Annotated in this window: 18 protein-coding genes and 1 tRNA gene; 13 read left to right on the top strand and 6 right to left on the bottom strand. The window is 58.3% G+C overall.

The genetic code is table 11. The features are described 5' to 3' along the window. Positions 1 to 109: 109 nt before the first annotated feature. The 3 genes from AB4O08_RS15270 (at position 110) to AB4O08_RS15260 (ending at position 4,236) form a co-directional block, all read left to right on the top strand. Complete coding sequence (locus AB4O08_RS15270; RefSeq protein WP_021491368.1) at positions 110 to 1,381, top strand: YeaH/YhbH family protein; 1,272 nt, start codon at positions 110 to 112, stop codon at positions 1,379 to 1,381. Next, positions 1,378 to 2,943, top strand: a complete 1,566-nt coding sequence (locus AB4O08_RS15265; protein ID WP_010206982.1) for a SpoVR family protein — start codon at positions 1,378 to 1,380, stop codon at positions 2,941 to 2,943. The genes AB4O08_RS15270 and AB4O08_RS15265 overlap by 4 nt, the downstream gene beginning before the upstream one ends. Before the next feature lie 63 nt (positions 2,944 to 3,006). Next, positions 3,007 to 4,236, top strand: a complete 1,230-nt coding sequence (locus tag AB4O08_RS15260; protein ID WP_236266830.1) for a multifunctional CCA addition/repair protein — start codon at positions 3,007 to 3,009, stop codon at positions 4,234 to 4,236. Between the two features lie 24 nt (positions 4,237 to 4,260). On the opposite strand, the gene folK is transcribed toward AB4O08_RS15260, so the two are convergent. Together folK and folB are read right to left on the bottom strand one after the other, a co-directional pair. Continuing rightward, positions 4,261 to 4,779 (bottom strand): 2-amino-4-hydroxy-6-hydroxymethyldihydropteridine diphosphokinase, encoded by a 519-nt coding sequence (folK, locus tag AB4O08_RS15255; RefSeq protein ID WP_010206986.1) that lies wholly within the window; start codon positions 4,777 to 4,779, stop codon positions 4,261 to 4,263. After that, positions 4,770 to 5,123, bottom strand: coding sequence for a dihydroneopterin aldolase (folB, locus tag AB4O08_RS15250; RefSeq protein WP_010206987.1), 354 nt, complete (start codon positions 5,121 to 5,123; stop codon positions 4,770 to 4,772). The genes folK and folB overlap by 10 nt, the downstream gene beginning before the upstream one ends. A gap of 74 nt (positions 5,124 to 5,197) precedes the next feature. Here folB and plsY point away from each other — a divergent pair, with 74 nt between their 5' ends. Continuing rightward, entirely contained in the window at positions 5,198 to 5,767 is a 570-nt protein-coding gene (gene plsY / locus AB4O08_RS15245; RefSeq protein WP_010206988.1) for a glycerol-3-phosphate 1-O-acyltransferase PlsY, read from the top strand. 32 nt (positions 5,768 to 5,799) lie between these two features. Here plsY and tsaD read toward each other — a convergent pair whose 3' ends face one another. Further along, a complete protein-coding gene (gene tsaD, locus AB4O08_RS15240) occupies positions 5,800 to 6,825 on the bottom strand; it encodes a tRNA (adenosine(37)-N6)-threonylcarbamoyltransferase complex transferase subunit TsaD (protein WP_010206989.1) in 1,026 nt (341 codons plus the stop codon). Between the two features lie 202 nt (positions 6,826 to 7,027). Between tsaD and rpsU the strand changes: the two genes are divergently transcribed. From rpsU to AB4O08_RS15215, 5 genes are all read left to right on the top strand, one after another. Then, a complete protein-coding gene (rpsU, locus tag AB4O08_RS15235; protein ID WP_002551877.1) occupies positions 7,028 to 7,243 on the top strand; it encodes a 30S ribosomal protein S21 in 216 nt (71 codons plus the stop codon). A gap of 445 nt (positions 7,244 to 7,688) precedes the next feature. Continuing rightward, a complete protein-coding gene (gene dnaG / locus AB4O08_RS15230; protein ID WP_010206991.1) occupies positions 7,689 to 9,662 on the top strand; it encodes a DNA primase in 1,974 nt (657 codons plus the stop codon). A 67-nt stretch (positions 9,663 to 9,729) separates the two neighbouring features. Next, positions 9,730 to 11,580 (top strand): RNA polymerase sigma factor RpoD, encoded by a 1,851-nt coding sequence (rpoD, locus tag AB4O08_RS15225; protein WP_010206992.1) that lies wholly within the window; start codon positions 9,730 to 9,732, stop codon positions 11,578 to 11,580. Between the two features lie 121 nt (positions 11,581 to 11,701). Continuing rightward, positions 11,702 to 15,445 (top strand): EAL domain-containing protein, encoded by a 3,744-nt coding sequence (locus AB4O08_RS15220; RefSeq protein WP_047542596.1) that lies wholly within the window; start codon positions 11,702 to 11,704, stop codon positions 15,443 to 15,445. 16 nt (positions 15,446 to 15,461) lie between these two features. Then, positions 15,462 to 15,538, top strand: a tRNA-Ile gene (locus AB4O08_RS15215). A 99-nt stretch (positions 15,539 to 15,637) separates the two neighbouring features. On the opposite strand, the gene AB4O08_RS15210 is transcribed toward AB4O08_RS15215, so the two are convergent. Then, entirely contained in the window at positions 15,638 to 16,537 is a 900-nt protein-coding gene (locus tag AB4O08_RS15210) for an SH3 domain-containing protein (RefSeq protein ID WP_460114205.1), read from the bottom strand. 278 nt (positions 16,538 to 16,815) lie between these two features. Between AB4O08_RS15210 and AB4O08_RS15205 the strand changes: the two genes are divergently transcribed. Continuing rightward, positions 16,816 to 18,348, top strand: a complete 1,533-nt coding sequence (locus AB4O08_RS15205) for a P-loop ATPase, Sll1717 family (protein WP_460114204.1) — start codon at positions 16,816 to 16,818, stop codon at positions 18,346 to 18,348. Between the two features lie 173 nt (positions 18,349 to 18,521). Here AB4O08_RS15205 and AB4O08_RS15200 read toward each other — a convergent pair whose 3' ends face one another. Both AB4O08_RS15200 and AB4O08_RS15195 read right to left on the bottom strand, forming a co-directional pair. After that, a complete protein-coding gene (locus AB4O08_RS15200; protein ID WP_460114203.1) occupies positions 18,522 to 18,878 on the bottom strand; it encodes a hypothetical protein in 357 nt (118 codons plus the stop codon). Positions 18,879 to 19,371: 493 nt separating this feature from the next. Further along, on the bottom strand, positions 19,372 to 19,797 hold the full coding sequence (locus tag AB4O08_RS15195; protein ID WP_460114202.1) for a VOC family protein: 426 nt from the start codon (positions 19,795 to 19,797) through the stop codon (positions 19,372 to 19,374). Positions 19,798 to 19,909: 112 nt separating this feature from the next. Here AB4O08_RS15195 and AB4O08_RS15190 point away from each other — a divergent pair, with 112 nt between their 5' ends. From AB4O08_RS15190 to AB4O08_RS15180, 3 genes are all read left to right on the top strand, one after another. After that, positions 19,910 to 20,779: a LysR family transcriptional regulator gene (locus AB4O08_RS15190; protein ID WP_021491323.1), complete on the top strand. Its 870-nt coding sequence runs from the start codon at positions 19,910 to 19,912 to the stop codon at positions 20,777 to 20,779. A gap of 37 nt (positions 20,780 to 20,816) precedes the next feature. Next, positions 20,817 to 21,263 carry an Lrp/AsnC family transcriptional regulator gene (locus AB4O08_RS15185; RefSeq protein ID WP_010206997.1) on the top strand — a complete coding sequence of 149 codons (447 nt, stop codon included), beginning with the start codon at positions 20,817 to 20,819 and terminating at the stop codon, positions 21,261 to 21,263. A gap of 167 nt (positions 21,264 to 21,430) precedes the next feature. Further along, positions 21,431 to 23,113: a flavin monoamine oxidase family protein gene (locus tag AB4O08_RS15180; RefSeq protein ID WP_029529016.1), complete on the top strand. Its 1,683-nt coding sequence runs from the start codon at positions 21,431 to 21,433 to the stop codon at positions 23,111 to 23,113. Positions 23,114 to 23,116 lie beyond the last annotated feature (3 nt).

The raw sequence follows: 23,116 nt of genomic DNA, 5'->3' as shown, positions 1-23,116 counted from the left end.
GCGACAGGCGTGAACTGCCGGGCCACTGGCCTGGCAGCTGACCGCTTGTCTCTAAGCTTCCAGCTCGCGGCTTGAAGCTTGTAACGTGAAGCTGCCCGGAGGGCTCCCCATGAGCTATGTGATCGACCGACGCCTCAATGGCAAGAACAAGAGTACGGTAAACCGTCAGCGTTTCCTGCGGCGTTACCGTGACCACATCAAAAAGGCCGTCGAAGAGGCCGTCAGCCGCCGTTCCATCACGGACATGGAACATGGCGAGCAAATCAGCATTCCCGGACGGGACATCGACGAGCCGGTGCTGCACCACGGCCGGGGCGGCAAACAGACTGTTGTGCACCCCGGCAACAAGGAATTCACGACCGGGGAACATATCCAACGCCCTCAAGGGGGTGGCGGCGGTAGAGGGCCGGGCAAGGCGGGCAATTCCGGCGAAGGCATGGATGAGTTCGTATTCCAGATCACCCAGGAAGAATTCCTCGAATTCATGTTCGAAGACCTGGAGCTGCCCAACCTGGTCAAGCGTAACCTGACCGGCACCGACACCTTCAAGACGGTGCGCGCCGGGATCAGCAACGAGGGCAACCCGTCCCGTATCAACATCATCCGCACCCTGCGCTCGGCCCATGCCCGACGTATTGCCCTGTCGGGCAGCAGTCGCGCCAAGTTGAGGGAAGCCAAGGAAGAGTTGGCGCGCCTGAAGCGTGAAGAGCCGGACAACTTCGGCGATATCCAGGAAATGGAGGCGGAAATCGAGAAACTCAGCGCGCGAATCCACCGCGTACCCTTTCTCGATACCTTTGACTTGAAATACAACCTGCTGGTCAAACAACCCAACCCCAGCTCCAAGGCGGTGATGTTCTGCCTGATGGACGTGTCGGGCTCCATGACCCAAGCGACCAAGGACATCGCCAAGCGCTTCTTCATCCTCTTGTACCTGTTCCTGAAGCGGAACTACGACAAGATTGACGTCGTCTTCATCCGCCATCACACCAGCGCTCGCGAAGTCGACGAAGAGGAATTCTTCTACTCGCGGGAAACCGGCGGCACCATCGTTTCCAGCGCCTTGAAGCTGATGCAGGAGATCATGGCCGAGCGTTACCCGGCCAACGAATGGAACATCTACGCCGCCCAGGCCTCGGACGGCGACAACTGGAACGATGACTCGCCGATCTGCCGCGACATCCTCATCAACCAGATCATGCCTTTCGTGCAGTACTACACTTACGTTGAAATCACCCCCCGTGAGCACCAAGCCCTGTGGTTCGAATACGAGCGCATCGGCGAAGCCTTTGCCGACACGTTCGCACAGCAGCAACTGGTCTCGGCCGGCGATATTTACCCGGTCTTCCGTGAACTCTTCCAGCGCAGGTTAGTGACATGACCGCCAAAAAAGAGCAAAAACGCCAACCGATTTCCACGGGTTCCGAGTGGACCTTTGAACTGATCCAGGCCTATGACCGGGAAATCAGCCGCATTGCGGCGGGTTATGCCCTGGACACCTATCCCAACCAGATCGAAGTGATCACCGCCGAACAAATGATGGACGCCTACGCCTCGGTGGGCATGCCGCTGGGTTATCACCATTGGTCCTACGGCAAACACTTCCTTAGCACCGAAAAGTCCTACACCCGAGGTCAGATGGGCCTGGCCTACGAAATCGTGATCAACTCCGACCCGTGCATCGCCTACCTGATGGAAGAGAACACCATCTGCATGCAGGCGTTGGTGGTGGCGCATGCCTGCTATGGGCATAACAGTTTCTTCAAGGGCAACTACCTGTTCCGCACGTGGACCGACGCCAGTTCGATCATCGATTACCTGGTGTTCGCCAAGCAGTACATCATGCAATGCGAGGAGCGCCACGGCATCGATGCGGTGGAAGACCTGCTCGACTCCTGCCATGCGCTGATGAACTACGGCGTCGACCGCTACAAACGCCCGTATCCGATTTCCGCCGAGGAGGAACGCCTGCGCCAGAAGGAACGTGAGGAGCACCTGCAGAAACAGATCAACGACCTGTGGCGCACCATCCCCAAACGCGCCGGCAAGAACAGCGACAAGGACAATGCACGCTTCCCCGCCGAACCGCAGGAAAACATCCTCTATTTCCTGGAGAAACACGCGCCGCTGCTGGAACCCTGGCAACGGGAAATCGTGCGTATCGTGCGCAAGATCGCCCAGTACTTTTATCCACAGCGCCAGACCCAGGTCATGAACGAAGGCTGGGCCACGTTCTGGCACTACACCCTGATGAACGACCTGTACGACGAGGGCCTGGTCACCGACGGTTTCATGATGGAATTCCTCACCTCCCACACCAGCGTGGTGTTCCAGCCAGGCTTCGACAGCCCGTACTACAACGGCATCAACCCCTACGCGCTGGGCTTTGCCATGTACCGCGACATCCGGCGCATGTGTGAACACCCCACCGAGGAGGACCGCCGCTGGTTCCCGGAAATCGCCGGCAGCGATTGGCTGTCCACCATCAAGTTCGCCATGAGCAGCTTCAAGGATGAGAGTTTTATCCTGCAGTACCTGTCGCCGCAGGTCATTCGGGACCTGAAACTGTTCAGCATTCTCGATGACGATCTCAAGGATGACCTGGTGGTGCCGGCCATCCACGATGAGCCCGGCTACCGCACCATCCGCGAAACACTGGCAGCGCAGTACAACCTGGGCAACCGCGAGCCCAACGTGCAGATCTACAGTATCGATGTGCGCGGCGACCGCTCGCTGACCTTGCGTCACCAGCAACACGACCGCAAACCCCTGGGTGAATCCACCGAGGAAGTGCTCAAGCACCTGCATCGGCTGTGGGGCTTCGATATTCACCTCGAAACCCTGCAGGGCGACCAGGTGATGAAAACCCACCACGTGCCACCGCGCACTGATCACAACGACAACGACTACGGCCGCCTGGACCTGGCCGTCGTGCATCTCTGAAACAGCAAAGCCTCCATTGGCCAGGCACAGGCGGTATCCTGTGCCGCTAATGGAGGCTTTTTCATGAAAATCTACAAAGTCGGCGGTGCGGTGCGGGATCGCCTTTTGGGTATCCCGGTCACCGATATCGACCGCGTTGTCGTGGGCGCGTCTGCCGAAGAGATGCTCGCCAAGGGCTACAAGCCGGTGGGTGCTGACTTCCCAGTGTTCCTCGACCCCAGGAACGGCGACGAGTACGCCCTGGCCCGTACGGAACGCAAAAGCGGTCGGGGTTATGGCGGCTTTGTGTTTCACGCCAGCCCCGAGGTGACGCTGGAAGAAGACCTGATCCGCCGTGACCTGACGATCAACGCCATGGCGGAAGACGATGACGGCAACTTGACCGACCCTTACCACGGCCAGCGTGATCTTGAAGGTCGCATTCTACGCCATGTTTCTCCGGCGTTCGCCGAAGATCCTCTGCGAGTGCTGCGCGTTGCGCGCTTTGCTGCACGTTATGCGCACCTGGGTTTTACCGTTGCGCCAGAAACACTTGAACTGATGCGCCAACTCAGCGAATCCGGCGAACTGGAGGCCCTGACACCTGAGCGCAGCTGGAAAGAAATCTCCCGCGCGCTGATGGAAGACCAACCCCAAGTGTTTATTCAGGTACTGCGCGAATGCGATGCGCTGAAAACCTTGATGCCTGAGGTCGATGCACTCTTCGGCGTGCCGCAACCCGCAGCCCATCACCCGGAAATCGACACCGGCGTGCACACCTTGAGCGTGTTGGAGCAGGCCGCTCTGCACCAGCAGCCGCTGACTGTGCGCTGGGCCTGCCTGCTTCATGACCTGGGCAAGGGCACGACGCCTGTGGATAAGTTGCCGCAGCACATCGCCCATGAACACCGGGGCTTGAAACTGATCAAGGCCGTCAATGAACGCTTCAAAGTACCCAGGGATTGCCAGGAGCTGGCGTTGCTGGTGGGCGAATATCACACCCACGGTCATCGTGCGCTGGAGTTGAAAGCCTCGACATTGCTGGAGTTGCTGCACAATTTCGACGTTTACCGTCGACCGCAGCGCTTTGAAGAGTTCGTGGTTGCCTGCGAGATGGATGCACGAGGCCGCAAGGGCCTGGAGCAGAGAAGTTACCCACAGGCGGCCTACTTGCGCGGCGCAGCGAAGGCCGCGCGCGAAGTCGCCGTTGCGCCACTGCTGGAGAAAGGCTTCAAAGGCCCGGAGCTGGGCGAGGCACTTAAGCGCGAACGGCTCAAGGCATTAAAAATCTACAAGGAACATCACGTCCTCTAGGCGTCCGGCTTGTCGAGCCGTCGCCTACAGGAGATGGTTCGGCGTGAGTTGCTGGCCCTGCCACTCGAACGCGACAGGCGCCAGAAGCTGGTCAATCTGCGCGTCGCGCCACAGCTCGGCCAGGGTCTTGCCCACTTCAGGGTGGACCCGCGCCGGCGCCATCAACGACAGTGGCCACAGCACAAACGCGTTCTTCAGGATTTCCGCTCGCGGCAGAACCAATCCATCGAAATTGCCCACCAGGTCGCCATACAGCAGCACGTCGATGTCCAACGGCAGCCCCTTGCGATCCGGCGCGTAGCGGCCATTGTCGGCCTCGATGAGCTTCAATCGGCGATCCAGCTCCATCAACGGCAGATCGGTGTAAGCCGACACCACCAGGTTGAAGAACGGCCCGCTCTTGATACCCACCGGCTGGCTTTCAAACACCGCCGAGCAACGCACATCCGTCAGGAAACTCGCCAACGCGTCCAGACCGGCGCGTAGATGCCGCTCGCGCTCGATATTGCTGCCTAGGCCTAGGTAAACCTGAGTTAGCGGCATCCGCGCTCGATCTCCACACCCACACCCTTGGCAGCCGGAACGGCGCCTGGCTTGGTCAATTTGAGGTGCAACCAGGGAATCTGGAATTCACTCATCAGCACTTCGGCCAGGCGTTCGGCAAAGGTTTCCACCAACTGGTACTGGGATTTTTCGGCAAAGGCCTGGATACGCGCGGACACACTGGCGTAATCCAGCGCCAATGTCAGGTCGTCACCGGCCGCAGCCGGGCGGTTATCCCAGGCAAAGCTCAGGTCCAAGCGCAGGCACTGACGGATTCCGCGCTCCCAGTCGTAGGCCCCGATAACGGTGTCGACTTCCAGGCCTTCGATAAACACTCTGTCCAAGCACTTTTCTCCGCAGCACGACAAGGGCGCGATGCCCCGTTAGAATCAGGGCGTCCTCGCCCGGAATAGTTAGCATGTTTTGGTCACTGGCGATTTTCGCCTACCTGCTCGGCTCACTGTCCTTCGCCATTTTGCTCAGCCGCCTGACGGGAAATCCCGACCCGCGAATGAGTGGCTCAGGCAATGCCGGCGCCACCAATATGTTGCGCCTGGCCGGCAAGAAACTCGCCGTACTGACGCTGCTGGGCGACCTGTGCAAGGGTTTATTGCCCGTGCTGATCGCCAGCCTCGCCGGCCTGACCCTGCAACAGCAGGCCTGGATCGGCGTATGTGCCGTTCTCGGCCATCTGTTTCCCCTGTACTTCCGCTTTCGCGGCGGCAAAGGCGTCGCCACGGCAGCCGGAATGTTGCTGGGGATCTACCCGCCGGCGGCTTTGCTGGCCGTGCTCGCCTGGCTGCTGACGTTCTACCTGACTCGCACCAGCTCACTCGCCGCGCTGATCGCCACCCCACTCACCCTGCCGCTACTGGCCTGGCAAGAACCGGCGGCACTGCTGCCGATGAGCGTGCTGACACTGCTGATCGTCTGGCGCCACCGGGGCAATTTACGCGACCTGTTTGCCGGGCGCGAACGGCATTTTTAAATACCGTCGATGAGCCCGGCCCACCTGCGTCGTTACAGCGGCGACAACTGCTCCATCGGCCAGCGCGCCTGCACGCTGATAGCCAGGCTTTCGTGCTGCCCCGCCTGCAAGCGCTGGCAACCGGCATAGGCGATCATCGCGCCGTTGTCGGTGCAGAACTCGGGGCGCGCGTAGAACACGTCGCCCTTCATGTCGCCGAGCATTTTTTCCAGCGAACTGCGCAAGGCCTTGTTGGCGCTGACGCCGCCTGCGATCACCAGGCGCTTCATGCCCGCCTGTTTCAGAGCGCGCTTGCACTTGATGGTCAAAGTCTCCACCACGGCCTGCTGGAACGCCAGAGCGATGTCGCAACGGGCTTGCTCACTGTCGTCTCCGGCGCTGACGCTTTGCTGCCAGGTGTTCAGCGCAGAGGTTTTCAAGCCGCTGAAGCTGAACATCAGGCCCGGGCGATCGCACATCGGCCGCGGGAAGGTGTAGCGACCGGCAACGCCTTTTTCGGCGAGACGGGCGATTTCCGGGCCACCGGGATAATTGAGGCCCATCATCTTCGCGGTCTTGTCGAAGGCTTCACCGGCAGCGTCGTCCAGGGATTCACCCAAAAGGGTGTATTGGCCGATTCCGTCCACCTGAACCAACTGCGTATGACCACCGGAAACCAACAATGCGACGAACGGGAACTCTGGCGGTGTTTTTTCCAGCATCGGCGCCAATAAATGGCCTTCCATATGGTGCACGCCGAGGGCTGGAATGCCCCAGGCAAACGCCAGCGCCTGGGCGCAAGAGGCCCCAACCAGCAGGGCTCCGACCAATCCGGGGCCAGCGGTGTAGGCGATGGCGTCGATCTCGGTCGGCACGCAGCCGGCCTCATCCAACACCTGACGGATCAGGGGTAGCATGCGTTTGACGTGATCACGGCTGGCCAGCTCCGGCACCACGCCACCGTAGGCGCGGTGCAGGTCGATCTGACTGAACAGCGCATCGGCCAAGAGCCCGCGTTCACTGTCGTAAAGTGCGACACCGGTTTCGTCGCAGGAGGTTTCAAGTCCCAGTACTAGCATGGGTTTGCGCCTTGTAGAGGCTGAATTCGAAGGCGCGCATAATAGTCGCCACTCCCCCTCCCGACTAGCGGTTTTCGATCAGAGGCTTTGCATTCCGGGCAATGAGGGGTTAACATCCGCAACCCTTAAAAACCGACGACCTCAGCCGCGAATTTTTTGCGACGAGAACGTTGATCCCGGTAATGAAAGAAGGTAGCTCTGGATGCCAGCCGTCAAAGTTAAAGAGAACGAACCCTTCGACGTAGCTCTGCGTCGTTTCAAGCGCTCCTGCGAAAAAGCCGGTGTACTGGCTGAAGTTCGTAGCCGCGAATTTTACGAGAAGCCAACTTCTGAGCGTAAGCGTAAAGCAGCAGCCGCTGTTAAGCGTCACGCCAAGAAAGTTCAGCGCGAACAGCGCCGCGCCGTTCGTCTGTACTAATACACAGACGTTCGTAGCAAGCTTCTGCCAAGCCCGGCCCTCAGCCGGGCTAATGGCATTTGCGGATATCGCTTGATGCTTCACTGTTGACGTCGCACACGCGACCGATACAACTGCTTCACACGTCAGGACTGGCTCTTTTGCCAGCGGTGCACGTCTCTTCTGACGAGCCTATCAAGGCTACTGACGAGCACACTTATTTTTCAAGCAGACGATCAACTGTATCGACTGTGCCCGACAATGAGCTTCCGAGGCCGCCATTGGCCAAGACCGGATGCCGGGGCAACATTTCCATGCCAAAAACCTGATTGAAACTAACGTCAGTGAATGAACGGCAGATACACTTCCTGAATGCCCAAGCAGACACCTGATGATCGAGCCGCGCAATGCGTGCGCTTGAGCAATCAATGGGCCCTCATTGACACGCAGTGATGACGAGAACGCCATGGCCGGGCTGATTCCCCAGAGCTTTATTGACGACCTTCTGAACCGCACCGACATCGTCGATGTTGTCAGCTCGCGCGTGCAACTGAAAAAAGCTGGCAAGAACTACACCGCCTGCTGCCCGTTCCATAAAGAGAAGACCCCGTCGTTCAGTGTCAGCCCCGACAAGCAGTTCTATTACTGCTTCGGCTGCGGCGCAGGCGGCAACGCCTTGGGTTTTCTCATGGACCACGACAACCTGGACTTCCCCCAGGCTATCGAGGACCTGGCCAAAGCCGCTGGCATGGAAGTCCCACGCGAGGAAAGCGGCCGTCCGCACAAGCCGCGCCAACCCACCGATTCGCCGCTGTACCCGCTGCTGACGGCCGCTGCCGACTTTTACCGTCAGGCGCTTAAAAGCCATCCGCAACGCAAGGCCGCCGTCGACTACTTGAAAGGTCGCGGCCTCACGGGTGAGATCGCCCGCGACTTCGGCCTGGGGTTCGCGCCGCCCGGCTGGGACAACCTGTACAAGCACTTGAGCAGCGACACTCTCCAACAAAAGGCCATGATCGACGCCGGCCTGCTGGTGGAGAACGCCGAGACCGGCAAACGCTATGACCGCTTCCGCGATCGCGTCATGTTCCCGATCCGCGACAGCCGGGGTCGGATCATCGCCTTTGGCGGCCGCGTGCTGGGGGACGACAAGCCCAAGTACCTGAACTCCCCGGAAACCCCGGTTTTCCATAAGGGCCAGGAACTCTATGGCCTGTTCGAAGCGCGCAAGCACAACCGCAACCTCGACGAGATTATCGTGGTTGAAGGCTACATGGACGTCATCGCGCTCGCCCAACAAGGCTTGCGCAACGCGGTCGCCACCCTGGGCACCGCCACCAGCGAAGAACACATGAAACGCCTGTTTCGCGTGGTGCCCAGCGTGTTGTTCTGCTTCGACGGCGACCAGGCCGGCCGCAATGCAGCCTGGCGCGCACTCGAAGCCACGCTGTCGAGCCTGCAGGACGGGCGTCGCGCACGCTTCCTGTTCCTGCCCGAAGGCGAAGACCCGGACACCCTGGTGCGCTCCGAAGGCACCGACGCGTTCCGCGCGCGCATCAACCAGCATGCACAGCCACTGGCGGACTACTTCTTCCAGCAACTGACCGAAGAAGCCGACCCACGCTCCCTCGAAGGCAAGGCCCACATGGCCACCCTTGCGGCGCCGCTGATCGACAAAGTCCCCGGCGCCAACCTGAAGTCATTGATGCGCATGCGCCTGCAGGAAATCACCGGGTTAAGCGGCGAAGCCGTCAGCCAGCTGGTGCACAACACGCCGCATGATGCGCCGCCACCGGCCTATGACCCAGGCATGGATTACGACGCCATGCCGGACTATTCCGACTTCCATCAACCTCAGGAGGCCTACGCCCCCCAGCAGGAGTGGACACCGAAAAAGTCCGGCAACGACGGCAAGAAATGGGAAAAGAAACCCTGGAGCAAGAACGGCAAGCGCGGTGATCGCGATGAGGCGTATGCCCCGCGGACGCCTGTCGCCGTAGAAGCGCCAACGCTCATTGCCCTGCGCACGCTCATCCACCATCCGCAACTGGCGGAAAAGGTCGAGAGCGCCGATCACTTTGCCAACGCGAGCAACACTTACGCCCAGGTACTGATCGCCTTGATCGAGGCGGTACAGAAAAATCCTAAGCTAAACTCAATTCAGTTGATGGCGCGCTGGCACGGCACCGAACAGGGCCGACTGTTGAAAGCCCTTGCGGAAAAGGAGTGGCTAATTGACGGCGATAACCTTGAACAACAGTTTTTAGACACCATTACTAGGTTATCCGCGGGCCAGCATACGCAGACCCTCGATGAACTGATCAAGAAAGCAAGGCAGCCGGGATTATCGGCTGAAGAGCAAATTCAGATAGCAAAACAGATGCGCGACCTCTTAAAACAGAATGTTTCCGCATCAAACCCGACCTCAGCTGGCGTGTGAGGTCATAGCTCGGGTATAATCCTCGGCTTGTTTTTTGCCCGCCAAGACCTTCAGTGGATAGGGTGTTATGTCCGGAAAAGCGCAACAGCAGTCTCGTATCAAAGAGTTGATCGTTCTCGGTCGTGAGCAGGGTTACCTGACTTACGCGGAGGTCAACGACCACCTGCCTGAGGATATTTCAGATCCAGAGCAGGTGGAAGACATCATCCGCATGATTAACGACATGGGGATCAACGTATTCGAAGCTGCGCCAGATAAGGATTCCCTTATGCTGGCGGACGCCGATACCGACGAGGCTGCCGCTGAAGAAGCTGCTGCCGCGCTGGCCGCTGTGGAGACCGATATCGGTCGTACCACCGACCCTGTGCGCATGTATATGCGTGAAATGGGTACCGTCGAGCTGCTGACACGCGAAGGCGAAATCGAAATCGCCAAGCGTATCGAAGAGGGTATCCGTGAAGTGATGGGCGCAATTGCGCACTTCCCTGGCACGGTTGACCACATTCTCTCCGAGTACACCCGCGTCACCACCGAAGGTGGCCGCCTGTCTGACGTCCTGAGTGGCTACATCGATCCGGACGACGGCATCGCGCCGCCTGCCGCCGAAGTGCCGCCGCCTGTTGATGCCAAGGCTGCGAAAGCGGACGACGACACCGAAGACGACGACGCTGAAGCCAGCGGCGACGATGAAGATGAAGTTGAAAGCGGTCCAGACCCGATCATCGCTGCCCAGCGTTTCGGTGCGGTTTCCGATCAAATGGAAATCACCCGCAAGGCCCTGAAAAAGCACGGTCGTGCCAACAAGCAGGCGATTGCCGAGCTGGTGGCCCTGGCTGAGCTGTTCATGCCGATCAAGCTGGTGCCGAAGCAATTCGAAGGCCTGGTTGAGCGTGTCCGCAGCGCCCTGGAGCGTCTGCGTGCCCAAGAACGCGCAATCATGCAGCTGTGTGTGCGTGATGCCCGTATGCCGCGTGCCGACTTCCTGCGCCAGTTCCCGGGCAACGAAGTAGATGAAAGCTGGACCGACGCACTGGCCAAGGGCAAGGCGAAATACGCCGAAGCCATTGGTCGCCTGCAACCGGACATCATCCGTTGCCAGCAGAAGCTGACCGCGCTTGAGACCGAAACCGGTCTGACGATTGCCGAGATCAAGGACATCAACCGTCGCATGTCGATCGGTGAGGCCAAGGCCCGCCGCGCGAAGAAAGAGATGGTTGAAGCGAACTTGCGTCTGGTGATCTCCATCGCCAAGAAGTACACCAACCGTGGCCTGCAATTCCTCGACCTGATCCAGGAAGGCAACATCGGCTTGATGAAGGCTGTGGACAAGTTCGAATACCGTCGCGGCTACAAGTTCTCGACTTATGCCACCTGGTGGATCCGTCAGGCGATCACTCGCTCGATCGCCGACCAGGCCCGCACCATCCGTATTCCGGTGCACATGATCGAGACGATCAACAAGCTCAACCGTATTTCCCGGCAGATGTTGCAGGAAATGGGTCGCGAACCGACCCCGGAAGAGCTGGGCGAACGCATGGAAATGCCTGAGGATAAAATCCGCAAGGTGTTGAAGATCGCTAAAGAGCCGATCTCCATGGAAACCCCGATTGGTGATGACGAAGACTCCCATCTGGGTGACTTCATCGAAGACTCGACCATGCAGTCGCCAATCGATGTCGCCACCGTTGAGAGCTTGAAAGAAGCGACTCGCGACGTACTGTCCGGCCTCACTGCCCGTGAAGCCAAGGTACTGCGCATGCGTTTCGGCATCGACATGAATACCGACCACACCCTTGAGGAAGTCGGTAAGCAGTTTGACGTGACGCGTGAGCGGATCCGTCAGATCGAAGCCAAGGCGTTGCGCAAGTTGCGCCACCCGACGCGAAGCGAGCATCTGCGCTCCTTCCTCGACGAGTGATACCAGAACCCCCGGCCCAGGCCGGGGGTTTTGCTTTCTACAGATAAAATCCCAAGCAACACCCCTCCCTCGCAATGCCCGTCTACACTCGAAATATTCCCCGTGCCATAACGAGACCGTTATGCCCAGACTGCCGGCCGTGTTACTGCTGTCGCTGCTGACCTGGACCGCAACGGCTGGCGCGTTGACTCTTAGCGATGATGAGCGTGGCTGGCTGGCGGACCATCAGGAGTTGCGCTTGGGGGTGGATGCGTCGTGGCCACCCTTTGAATACCGTGACGACGAGGGCCGCTACCAAGGTTTGGCGGCCGACTACGTGCGCCTGATCCAGGACCGCCTGGGCGTGCGCGTCAAGCTGATCGAGCCGGAGAACTGGAGCGCCGTGCTGGAGCAGGCCCGCAACAACCAGCTCGACCTGCTGCCCGGCATCATGTCCACACCCGAGCGCCAGGGCTACATGGCATTCACTCGCCCGTACCTGGACTTCCCCATCGTCATCCTGGCCCATGAAGGCGGCGCCAAACCGCGCACCCTGAAGGATCTCTACGGCTTGAAGATTGCCGTGGTAGAAAACTACGCCCCCCATGAACTGCTGCGCACCCATCATCCCGACCTCAACCTGGTGGCCATGCCGAACGTCAGCTCGACGCTGCAGGCCCTGGCCACCGATGAAGTGGATGCGGTGGTCGGCGACCTCGCCTCAAGCGTCTGGAGCCTTCGCCAACTCAAGCTCGACGGCTTGTACGTCAGCGGCGAAACCCCCTACCGTTACCAATTGGCGATGGGCGTACCGCGCGACAACAAAATGCTCGTGGGCATCCTCGACAAGGTGCTGGCTGACCTCAGCCCGGAAGAAACCGACGCGATCCAGCAACATTGGGTCGGCAGCTTTACCGACCATCGCACGTTCTGGAAGGACCTGCTGATCTATGGCCTGCCCGCCGTGCTGTTATTGAGCACCGTATTGGCCGTGGTGATTCGGATCAATCGCCGGCTCAGTTCGGAAATTGCCCGCCGCGTCGCCCTCGAACAGGAACTGCGCAGCAGCGAATACCACTATCGCGGCCTGGTGGAGAGCCTGTCCGCCATCGCCTGGGAAGCCAGTGTCGCCGACTTCACCTACAGCTACGTGTCACCGCATGCCGAGGAATTACTCGGTTATCCCCGCGCGCACTGGCTGATTCCGGGCTTCTGGCGCAACATCATTCACCCCGCCGACCTGACGCGCGCCGAAGCCTATTGCTACCGTGAAACCCGCGCTAACCGCGATCACAGCATCGATTACCGCGTGATCACCGCCGACGGCCGTTGCCTGTGGGTGCGTGACATCGTCAGCCTGATAGAACACGGGCATGAGCCGGTACTGCGCGGCCTGATGATCGATATCAGCGAGGCCAAGCGCACCGAGGAAGCCTTGCAGCTGTCCGAGCAGAAATTCGCCTCGGTGTTCCAGCAATGCCCGGACATGTTGGTGATTGCTCGTCTCTCCGATGGCTGCCTGCTGGAGGTCAACAAGGCATTCGAAGACCAAATAGGCCTGAAGGCCGAACACGTGGTGGGTAAAACCGCCACCGAACTGAATATCTGGGGCATTCAGGGCGTGGGGCCGGACCTGCTGCAACGGGTGCAGACCACCAGCATTCGCAACCTGGAAATGCCCTTTCTGCGCAGCAATGGCCAAGCCTTCACCGGGTTGATCTCCGCCGAACCGTTTCAACTCGACACCATTGAAGCCATTGTGGTGGTGGTGCGCGACATCACCCAGCTCAAGGAAACCCAGCAACAACTGCAGACCTCCGAAGAGAAATTCGCCAAGGCCTTTCACGCCTCCCCTGACGGTTTGCTGCTGAGCCGACAGCGCGATGGTCTGCTGATTGAAGTGAACGACGGTTTCAGCCGAATCACTGGTTTCACCAGCGCCACGTCCCTCGACCAATCGACCTTGGACCTGGGCATCTGGGTCGACCTCAACGAACGCAAACACATGCTGGAGCTGATGCAGCGCGATGGCTTTGTGCGCGACTTCATCTGCCATATACGCCGCAGCGATGGCCAGATCCGCCTGTGTGAGTTATCCAGCCGCCCGCTGCCTATCGGCGACGACGATTGCATGCTGACCATCGCGCGAGACATCACCGAACGCCAACTGATGCAGGAAAAACTGCAACAAGCTGCCACCGTGTTCGAGAGCACGGCCGAAGGAGTATTGATCACCGACACCCGGCAGAACATCAGTGCCGTCAACCGTGCCTTCAGTGAAATCACCGGCTACAGCGAGGCCGAAGCCCTCGGCAACACCCCCCGCTTACTCGCTTCCGGGCTGCATGACAGCGCATTTTATGCGGCGATGTGGCACCAATTGACCGCCCAAGGGCACTGGCAGGGCGAGATCTCCAACCGTCGCAAGAACGGTGAGCTTTACCCCAGTTGGCTGACCATCAGCGCCGTGCGCAACCGCGAGCAGTTGATCACACACTTCGTCGCGGTGTTTGCCGACATCTCCAGCCTCAAACTGGCCCAGGCGCGCCTCGACTACCAGGCGCATCACGACCCCTTGACCGGCCTGCCCAACCGCACACTCTTCGAAAGCCGGCTGCAAGCGGCCCTCAACGGCCATCAGGAAACCGGTCAACAAGGCGCCGTACTGTTTCTCGACCTGGACCGCTTCAAACACATCAACGACAGCCTCGGCCACCCGATCGGCGACCTGCTGCTCAAAGACATCGCCGTGCGCCTCAAGGAGCAGTTGCGAGACATCGACACCGTCGCCCGCCTGGGCGGCGACGAGTTCATCATCCTGCTCCCCGGCTTGCAGCACGCCAGCGACGCCCAGTACCTGGCCAACAAACTGCTGGCCTGCTTCACACCACCGTTCCAGGCGGGTGAGCATGAGTTCTTTATCAGCGCCAGCATCGGCACCAGCCTATACCCGGAGGACGGCACCGACGTCGCCACGCTGGTCAAGAACGCCGACGCCGCGATGTACCGCTCCAAGGCCAAGGGGCGCAACCGGGTTGAAAGCTATACTCGCGACCTTACCGCCCAGGCCAACGAACGCGTGGCACTCGAACACGAACTGCGCCGCGCCATCGAGCGCGATGAGCTGAGTCTTTACTACCAGCCCAAACTGAGCCTCGCGACCCGCGAACTGATCGGTGCCGAAGCGCTGATCCGCTGGCATCACCCCACGTTTGGCGACGTACCGCCCGAACACTTTATTGCCCTCGCCGAAGAGAATGGCATGATCCTGCAGATTGGCGACTGGGTGCTGGAACAGGCCTGCCGGCAAATGCACGCCTGGCAAGGCCACTTCGACGATTTCGGCCCGCTGTCGGTCAACCTGGCCGGCGCACAATTGCGCCACCCCGGCTTATTGGGCCGTATCAAACAGCTGCTGCATGACTACCAGCTCGATCCCGGCCGCCTGCAACTGGAAATCACCGAAAACTTCATCATGAGCCAGGCCGAAGAAGCGCTGGATGTCCTGCACCAGCTCAAAGACCTCGGCGTACAGCTCGCCATTGACGACTTTGGCACCGGCTATTCATCCCTCAGCTACCTCAAACGCCTGCCGCTGGACTTCCTCAAGATCGACCAATCCTTCGTCCGCGGCCTGCCCGACGACCCCCACGACGCCGCCATCGTGCGCGCCATCATCGCCTTGGGCCACAGCATGCAATTCACCATCATCGCCGAAGGCGTGGAGAACCCCGCACAGCAAGCCTTCCTGGCTGCCGAAGGCTGCGAACAGATGCAAGGCTACATCGTCAGCCTGCCGCTACCGCCGGCGCTTTTTGCCGCGACGTTTCTTCGTATGAGGATTGAGGACTTTTCGGATGGCACAGCGGAGAAACCATCGTTATAATCCGCGACCTGTTACAGGGCCTATAGCTCAGTTGGTCAGAGCAGAGGACTCATAATCCTTTGGTCCACGGTTCAAGTCCGTGTGGGCCCACCAACTTGAAAGCCACGTATTACGTGGCTTTCGCCTTTCCGGCCGGCTGAAACTGCATATTTCACAAGCCACGAAGTCCACAAAACGTCCACATCAGTACAGCTACTGCAGCAAACGGTGGGTGTATTTTCGGGATATCCACCCTTCCAGTCCTTCCTCCCCGATGACCGAGACGTGCAGCCAGTCACGGTTTGAACCATCCAAAACTTCCAGCAGCGCTCTATCTTCGAGTGTCACCTGTACCTCAGCAGCCTTCATGGACGGGTCAACTCTAAGTCGAACACCTGTGCCTTTAACCGTCCTGTAACTGCGCAGGATTTCTAGTGGCGCATCGCGCTCACACATGAAGTTCCTGACCGCCTTCCCCACCTGTGAAGCGCTAAGCGCCGACGACAACTTCGGCTGAAAGAAACAGAGTTCTTCCCGCACGCCATTTTGTGTTGCAAGCCAGATGACCAGCATCTGAATAAGCTGCATCACTAACCATAGGCGAGCCTTCTGGGTGGCAGACAACGAGTCCACGGCTTTGCCGTTTTCCAGGTGCTCTACAACCTGGCGCTCAAGCTCTAACTGCTCACCAGTGACCACCCGCGCTTCGCAGGTGGCCGCAACCACTACAGAAGCATCGCCAGCCCCTGCAACGATTTTCTCAAGGTCAGGCCCACGCCCTGACATTAGATACTCGGCAAGCGGCGAGCCCGCAAACCGCTCCATTGCGGCAGACAACTCCGCCACGGATCTGACTACCTGGTGGAACTGTGGCGAAGCCGCAAACCCCTCAATGGCCTTTAGCCCAGACTGCATCTCAGGAGTTTGAAGAAATTTGATGACGCCGCTGGCAAACCGCTGTTGGAAAGCGAACACTTCCTTCATCGCAGGGGATGCCAAGAACCCAGAGATGGCCTCAAGGGCTTGCGGTGTAATCAGTTGTTTCACAAACTCGCGCTGCAACTCGCCGTTTTCAAACATGGCCTTGCGTTGTTCCAATACAGTCAGACTCATATCAGTTCCCTTCACGATCTACCCCTCCTTTGCGACTTGCCAGCGGATTGAGATTCACGACATCACTTACCTGGCCCCGGGCCGAACCCAAGCGATGCTGCGGCATTTACCGCGAACGCGGCAACTGCTGCCACGCTCAATCAGAGATTGAAAAACATCACGCTGTAAACCTTCACGCGGAAAAATTTGCTTTCCTGTCCATGGCAGATGTAAAACCTATGAAGGCTTCGGGCCAGCGTTTCCGCACCCAGCGACTGGATTTTTTATAGGGATTTCTTGTGATTACAGATTGGATTGATGTTGGTGAGGTATCCGCTGAGCGCGATTTGAATTTGACTCACTATTTTTTTGACGCTGGAGTGTCAGCAGAACTCGTCAAAAACAAAAAACAATACCTTCTTTTAGGCCGCAAAGGAGCTGGGAAAACTGCGGTATTCCTGCACCTTCTACAGAAGCCAGCAACAATTTTTAAAGATAGCGACATAGTAATTGGCATGTCGCTGCAAAGTTATAACTGGCAGGCACACCAGCTGCTTTGTAATCAATTGCGCTCTGGAGGTTTTCAACATCGAGACTCTTGGCGCTTCGTACTATGCGTCGAGAGTATCCGAGCAGCAGTAAGCTATTTCGAACAAAAAGGAATTAATGTCCCGAAGGATATTCTGAGCGCCTCAAAAGTTCTTCGAAAATTATTCAATGGACCAATTCCAACTTGGGTCGATTTGTTAGGGGAGAAACTGTTCACCCTTGCCAACGCAAAGCTTCCTGAGTTTGGCGCAGGAGAAGACGGGCTAACTGTCTCCGGCGGAGAAGTCAGCTTTGAACAACTAAGAGACGACTCATCCCTAAAAGGCAAGCTGAACCAGAATATTGAGAATCTAACCAATTGGCTCGAAAGCTCTTTGAAGTCCTTGCCGGACGACATCAGAATTTTCTTGATTTTTGATCGGTTGGATGAAGCGTGGGTTGCAAACTTCGTCGAGCAGTCAAAATCCATTATCTCAGGGCTGCTCCATGCATCTGAGCACGTTCTGCAGAACTTTAATGGCCGAATCCGGCCACTTGTCTTTCTGCGCGAAGATATTTTTTCCACCTTCGATATCAATGACAGAAACAAGCTTAGAGAAGACTGCAGCAAAAGCCTGCGCTGGACACAGGAAGCGATTGAAAAATTGGTATTGGCCCGCATTAACTTTTATGCAAAAGAAGCAGGGCAAGCAGAGATTGTTTCCTTGCATGATATCTTCCATGAAAAGGAAATGCGAAGCAGGACCCCGCCAGCCAAACATATTTACAACCGAACGATGGGTCGGCCTCGAGACATGGTCGCATTTCTCAGTCGTTCGTTTCACACTGCAAAGGAGGACAATCTAGTAGATAGCGACACTGACAAAATTCAAGCAAAGGCAATCTACCTTGCAGAGCCTGGATATAGTGAGTACCTCTATGAGGAGCTTAGCGACGAGTGGCGAAATCAAAACGCCCACTTCCACGATTACTTGGGCACATTGGAAAACCTACGGTACGCAGCAATTACGACCGTAGAACTTGAAGAAGCGCTATCAAACAAACATATTGTTTCCGACCGCGCCGGCTTTAGGAACATTGTGAGATTTTTGTTTGAAAACTCTATCATAGGCGTCACAGTGGGCAACTCTTACCAGTGGCGGTACCGCTGCTTCTACCCCACCCAAGCTTTTGTCGATACTGACACCATTAAGGTGCATCCGGGGCTAATCAAAAGACTAGGACTGCTTGAAGGTAGCTCTGAAAAGGCGGCGGTTTCGAATAACGGCGACGGGGAAGTTTAATTTTCAGCCCCTAATGTGTATGAAGCCCTCTAATTGACAAAGTTAGAGGGCTTCATAATTTTTGCACAATTGAAATACTTGCTTACCCTTCTCGGCACTACCACGACTGTCCAGCAAAAATGACTCCATCACCCGCCGACAGCTCTATCAACTCTTTAGCAAACCGCTGAGCCCTAAAGTTCCTCGAGCCGGGCGGAGTTCCGTAAGTGCAGCGGCAGACGCTCCTGAGCAGCAAGGCGCTTATACTCAGCTTCGACCATTGGAGTAAGCGCTTTTCGCAGGATATCGGCGAGCTTGTTAGCCACACTCTCGTTTAGCGATTTGATGGTCCCTACCCTTCCCGCCGAGCACACCCTCTGTTCCTCGCTGATATCCAAAGCATCCAAGACCCCTTTTAGGTATGCCCACAGATAATCGCTCTCACGATGCAAGGCATTACTTTCGGGCGCCTCCTGATAATCCCAGTCGACCCTAAACAACTTACCGACCTTCGTTACCTCAATTTTTGGCAGCGCTGGCTGTCGCGACATTTGTCCTCCTTAAGAACACTTCGTACGTGGATTCGTCTATACCAGCCGGCCATAGGGTGAGATCCGTTAATGGCAAGCGCATTGTAGAAAAACATCTCGCCAAGAAAAAAACACCTGAAAAAGCACTTATCCCCCTCCCGCCGACGGGGTTTGCGTCCTTTTTTTGTGCAAACCATCAAGACCGTGTAATCAGGGCTCCAGGCCAAGCCGGCCGGGGGACTTCATAGGGGGATGGTGATTGCACGAGGTGAGAGGTTTTGCAAAAGAGTGCAATGGATGCTGCAGAACACCGTCCACAAAGCGTCCACACTAGCCGTAGATCTATTCGGCACATATGAACAAAATAGCAATAAAATCTATGATTTACGGGGTTTCCCCAATGGGCCATGATCTTTTATTCGGACTCATAATCCTTTGGTCCACGGTTCAAGTCCGTGTGGGCCCACCAAACAAGAAAGCCGCGCATTGCGCGGCTTTTGTGTGTCTGGCAGCCTCACTTCGCAAACAACTGCCCGATATCCCTGAATGCCTTGAACTCCAGTGCGTTCCCGCAGGGGTCAAACAGAAACAACGTCGCCTGCTCCCCCACTTGGCCCTTGAAACGAATGTGCGGTTCCAGCACGAACGGGGTTTGCTGCGCCTGCAGGCGCTCCGCCAACGCATGCCACTCTTCCCAGCCCAGTACCACGCCGAAATGCGGCACGGGCACGTTGTGGCCGTCGACTGCGTTGGTGTGGGCGGATTCCTGTGAGGCGGTTTTCGAGTGTTCGTGAATGACCAACTGATGCCCGAAGAAGTTGAAGTCGACCCAGTGTTCGCTGGAACGCCCCTCTTCAAGGCCAAAGACTTGACCGTAGAAATGCCGCGCAGCGGCGAGGTCATAGACCGGAATTGCCAGGTGAAAAGGTGCGAGTGTCATCAGGTCAAACCTCTGTGGGTATTAAGTGCCCCGAGTTTAGCCTTGCTCCTGACGATGAAAAGACGATAGTTTTTGCGCCGAGCTCAAATTATTTTGATCAATCGAGACGCCCATGTTGCGCGAATTGAAGACCTTTATTGCGGTAACCCGTCACGGCACGTTCGCGGCGGCAGGCATGCATATCGGGCTGACGCAGTCGGCGGTCAGTGCGCAGATTCGTCAACTGGAACAGACGCTCGGCGTGCAGTTGTTCGACCGTACCGGGCGCCAGGCCACGTTGAATGCGGCCGGTTTGCGCGCCTTGCCGTTGGCCAGGGAGATCCTGGAAACCTTCAATCGCATGGCCGTGCCGGTGGGTGCCAACGAGTACCGAGGCGAGCTGAAAGTGGGCGCCATCACCACCGCGCAAACCGGTCTGCTGCCCCAGGCACTGGTGCGTTTGCGCCAGGCAGCGCCGACGGTGGAGTGCAAACTGATACCCGGTGTGTCCCTGGAGCTGTTGAGTCGGGTGGACGCCGGCGAATTGGATTCGGCCATCATCATTCGTCCGCCCTTTGACTTGCCCAAGGAGTTGCACGTACAGGTCCTGCGCAAGGAGCCGTTTGCACTGGTCGTGCCTCATGCGCTGACGGGCGATGACCCTTTGCACGTGCTCGCGACACAGCCCCATGTACGTTACGACCGTGCTTCGTTTGGCGGACGGTTGGTCAGCCGCTTCCTGCGTGAACAGAAGCTGGATGTACAGATGGCGCTGGAGTTGGATGAGCTGGAAGCCATCGTCAAGATGGTCGAGTGTGGCCTGGGCGTGTCGTTGATTCCTCAGGCGGGGTTGTGGCTGGAGCGCTCGCCCAAGGTGCGAATCATCCCATTGGGCGGCCTGACGTTTTACCGCGAAATCATCCTGCTCAGTCGCCACAGCCAACAGCATCTCCCCGTACCGCAACTGTTTACCCGCTGCCTCCTCGCCGACGCCAGCCTGTAAGATGCCAGCACATCGCCCCCCTAACGGAGCCCTCGCCTTGCCCGCCCTAGACGAAATTGATCGCCAACTGATCGCCGCCCTGCAGATCAACGCCCGCGAAAGTGTGGCCATGCTCGCCCGGCAGTTGGGCATTGCACGCACCACGGTGACGTCGCGCCTGGCACGCCTGGAGAAAACCCAGGTGATCACCGGTTATGGCGTGCGCCTCGGTCAACGTGTCGTCGACGGTGGTTTGCAGGCTTACGTCGGGATCACCGTGCAAGCGCGCTCGGGCAAGGAAGTGCTGCGTAGGTTGAGTGCGATGGCCCAGGTGCAACAGTTGTGCGCGGTGAGTGGTGAGTTCGATTACGTCGCTTGGCTGCGCACGGATTCGCCCGAGCAGTTGGACCAATTGCTGGACCAGATCGGCAGTGTGGATGGGGTGGAGAAAACCACAACGTCGATCATCCTCAGTAACAAATTGGATCGCGGACAGCCAATCTGATCAACAGGTTCGTCATTCTGACTAAAAACAGATCAATCCGACGACACTTTGCGCCTTATTAACGAACGCCACGCTCCCTAAACTGGCTGCCATCTTTTCCTATACTCAGCGGGTCACGCCCGCCAGGTCGCCAGTAAGGGTCAGCCATGAGCATTCCGTCCAGCACCATCAGCAAGACCAATCGCCACCCCGCCGACGGCAAGAAACCCATCACCATCTTTGGTCCGGACTTTCCGTTTGCCTTTGATGACTGGATCGAACACCCCGCAGGCCTGGGCAGCATCCCCACCGCCAACCACGGTGCCGAAGTGGCGATTGTCGGCGCCGGGATCGCGGGCCTGGTGGCCGCCTACGAGCTGATGAAACTGGGCCTCAAGCCGGTGGTGTACGAAGCCTCTAAAATGGGCGGTCGCCTGCGCTCCCAAGCCTTCGAAGGGGCCGAAGGCATCATCGCCGAGCTGGGTGGCATGCGCTTTCCGGTGTCGTCCACCGCGTTCTATCACTATGTCGACAAGCTGGGGCTGGAAACCAAACCCTTCCCCAACCCACTGACCCCGGCGTCCGGCAGTACGGTCATTGACCTTGAAGGCCAGACCCACTACGCACAAAAACTCTCCGACTTGCCGGTCCTGTTTCAGGAAGTGGCGGACGCCTGGGCCGACGCCCTGGAAGCGGGTTCGCAGTTCGGCGATATCCAGCAAGCCATCCGCGACCGCGACGTACCGCGCCTCAAGGAGCTGTGGAACAAGCTGGTGCCACTGTGGGATGACCGCACCTTCTACGACTTTGTCGCCACCTCCAAGGCCTTCGCCAAGTTGTCCTTCCATCACCGCGAAGTGTTCGGCCAGGTCGGCTTCGGCACCGGCGGCTGGGACTCGGACTTCCCCAACTCGATGCTGGAAATCTTCCGCGTGGTAATGACCAACTGCGATGACCACCAACACCTGGTGGTCGGCGGCGTGGCACAGGTGCCGATGGGCATCTGGCGCCATGTACCGGAGCGTTGCGCCCACTGGCCGGCGGGCACCAGCCTGAGTTCGCTGCACCGCGGTGCGCCAAGGGCAGGGGTGAAACGCATTGCCCATGCCGCGGATGGTCGTTTCGCCGTCACCGACAACTATGGCGACACTCGCGAATACGCTGCGGTACTGACCACCTGCCAAAGCTGGCTGCTGACCACCCAGATCGAATGCGACGAAACCCTGTTCTCGCAAAAGATGTGGATGGCCCTGGACCGCACGCGCTACATGCAATCGTCGAAAACCTTCGTGATGGTCGACCGCCCGTTCTGGAAAGACAAAGACCCGGAGACCGGCCGTGACCTGATGAGCATGACCCTCACCGATCGCCTGACCCGTGGCACGTATCTGTTCGATAACGGCGACGACAAGCCGGGTGTGATCTGCCTGTCGTACTCGTGGATGAGCGACGCCCTGAAAATGCTGCCGCAGCCCATCGACAAGCGCGTAAAACTGGCCCTCGACGCCCTGAAAAAGATCTACCCGAAAGTCGATATCAAGGCGCGCATCATCGGCGACCCGATCACCGTGTCATGGGAAGCCGACCCGCATTTCCTCGGCGCCTTCAAAGGCGCGCTGCCGGGCCACTATCGCTACAACCAACGCATGTATGCACACTTCATGCAGAAGGACATGCCCGCCGAGCAACGTGGGATCTTTATAGCCGGTGATGATGTGTCCTGGACGCCTGCCTGGGTCGAAGGCGCCGTGCAAACCTCGCTGAACGCGGTGTGGGGCATCATGACCCACTTCGGTGGCAGCACTCACCCGGAGAACCCAGGACCGGGTGACGTATTCGATGAAATCGGGCCGATCGCCCTGGCCGATTAAGGA

The sequence above is a fragment of the Pseudomonas sp. H3_E07 genome (assembly GCF_054668895.1).
Note: the sequence above shows the minus strand (reverse complement) of the source record. Positions and strands in the feature narration are given on the sequence as shown.

What these genes read in the sequence shown, in the direction of transcription:
- dnaG (WP_010206991.1), top strand. Translation starts at nt 7,689, where the DNA reads ATGGCCGGGCTGATTCCCCAGAGCTTTATTGACGACCTTCTGAACCGC.
- rpsU (WP_002551877.1), top strand. Translation starts at nt 7,028, where the DNA reads ATGCCAGCCGTCAAAGTTAAAGAGAACGAACCCTTCGACGTAGCTCTG.
- AB4O08_RS15270 (WP_021491368.1), top strand. Translation starts at nt 110, where the DNA reads ATGAGCTATGTGATCGACCGACGCCTCAATGGCAAGAACAAGAGTACG.
- plsY (WP_010206988.1), top strand. Translation starts at nt 5,198, where the DNA reads ATGTTTTGGTCACTGGCGATTTTCGCCTACCTGCTCGGCTCACTGTCC.
- AB4O08_RS15220 (WP_047542596.1), top strand. Translation starts at nt 11,702, where the DNA reads ATGCCCAGACTGCCGGCCGTGTTACTGCTGTCGCTGCTGACCTGGACC.
- AB4O08_RS15200 (WP_460114203.1), bottom strand. Translation starts at nt 18,878, where the DNA reads ATGTCGCGACAGCCAGCGCTGCCAAAAATTGAGGTAACGAAGGTCGGT.
- rpoD (WP_010206992.1), top strand. Translation starts at nt 9,730, where the DNA reads ATGTCCGGAAAAGCGCAACAGCAGTCTCGTATCAAAGAGTTGATCGTT.
- folK (WP_010206986.1), bottom strand. Translation starts at nt 4,779, where the DNA reads ATGCCGCTAACTCAGGTTTACCTAGGCCTAGGCAGCAATATCGAGCGC.
- AB4O08_RS15210 (WP_460114205.1), bottom strand. Translation starts at nt 16,537, where the DNA reads ATGAGTCTGACTGTATTGGAACAACGCAAGGCCATGTTTGAAAACGGC.
- tsaD (WP_010206989.1), bottom strand. Translation starts at nt 6,825, where the DNA reads ATGCTAGTACTGGGACTTGAAACCTCCTGCGACGAAACCGGTGTCGCA.
- AB4O08_RS15260 (WP_236266830.1), top strand. Translation starts at nt 3,007, where the DNA reads ATGAAAATCTACAAAGTCGGCGGTGCGGTGCGGGATCGCCTTTTGGGT.
- AB4O08_RS15195 (WP_460114202.1), bottom strand. Translation starts at nt 19,797, where the DNA reads ATGACACTCGCACCTTTTCACCTGGCAATTCCGGTCTATGACCTCGCC.
- AB4O08_RS15190 (WP_021491323.1), top strand. Translation starts at nt 19,910, where the DNA reads ATGTTGCGCGAATTGAAGACCTTTATTGCGGTAACCCGTCACGGCACG.
- AB4O08_RS15265 (WP_010206982.1), top strand. Translation starts at nt 1,378, where the DNA reads ATGACCGCCAAAAAAGAGCAAAAACGCCAACCGATTTCCACGGGTTCC.